The sequence below is a fragment of the Bradyrhizobium sp. SHOUNA76 genome (genome assembly GCF_023006445.1).
In the GTDB taxonomy this organism is placed as follows: Bacteria; Pseudomonadota; Alphaproteobacteria; order Rhizobiales; family Xanthobacteraceae; genus Bradyrhizobium.
Window position 1 is genome coordinate 1 of the sequence record NZ_JALBHA010000928.1, and the last position, 1,146, is coordinate 1,146.

Below are 1,146 nucleotides of genomic sequence, written 5' to 3' on the forward strand. Positions count from 1 at the left end.
GTGGGCGAACGAGGCCGCGACCAGGGCGGCGGCAAGCGCGGCGAGCCAGCGCGCCGTCACCTTCGAGGTGCCGTTGCCGCGCTGGACCACCGAGATCCAGCCCATGCAAAAGCCCAGCAGAACCGAGCCGATCAGCCAACCCAGATGAAACGAGACGAGATAGGGCATCGTCACCTCACCAGAAATTCGATGCGGCGGTTCTTCGCCTTGCCGTCGTCGGTGTCATTGCCGGCGACGGGCTGCGTGCTGCCATGGCCGACCGCGGTGAAGCGGCTGGCGTTTAGGCCGGCCTTGACCAGATAGTCGATCACCGCCTGCGCGCGCTTCTCCGAGAGAGCTCGGTTGAAGCCGTCCTCGCCGTCTGCGTCGGTATGCCCGGCGACCTCGATATTGGTGTTGGGGCAGCGCAGCGCCGTCTCGATCAGATGATCGAGGATGGCGGCGGAGTCCGGATCGATGTCGGCGCGCTTGGCTGCGAAGCGGATCTTGCCCTTGGCCAGGAGGTCCGTGAACAATTGCTGGCACACGGTGCCGTCGACCGGCCCTGCCGCAGGCTTCACGGTGATCTCCGGCTTGTACTGCCAGTTCTTCGGGAAGTCCTTGCCGAGACCTGCACGGATGTCGTTGGCGGCCCCCTCGTAGAGGGCATCGCCCGACAGCTTCACTTCGCGGTCGGAGACGACGAGCGTGCCGGTCGACAGTCGCGACAGCGCGCCGAGCGCTGCGACCACGGCCGTGTTGAAGGAACCGGGCGCACCGATGCTGGCCTTGAGATTGTCGACGACCTTTTCGGTGAAGAATTTTCGCGAGGCGCTGGTTGCGATCGCCGCATGCACATTGTTGTCCGGAACGTAGCCGGTCAGCGTCACCGTCGCAGCAACCGGATCCTTGAACGCCTGGAAGATATAGGGCGGCGCCTTGACGTCGTTGGCGGTGACCGAAAAGCCCTCGGGCAGGTTCTTCAGCGCAGCTGCGATCGCTTCGCGGCCGCCGAGTTCGCGCGCCATGCCCGACAGATTGACCTGGGTGTCCGTGATCGTGATCTTGCCGTCCTTCAGCTTGCCGATCTGGTCCAGCAACAGCATGGCGGCGGCTTCGAACCGCGGCGGCGCGCCGCGCGCCAGACCCATCTGGTCGGCCACCTCG

Annotated in this window: 1 protein-coding gene; it reads right to left on the bottom strand. The window is 65.5% G+C overall.

The window, feature by feature from the left end; genetic code table 11:
- Window positions 1-170: 170 nt before the first annotated feature.
- Window positions 171-1,146: OmpA family protein (locus MOV74_RS38675; protein ID WP_246932826.1), on the bottom strand; the 976-nt coding region annotated here is incomplete at its 5' end.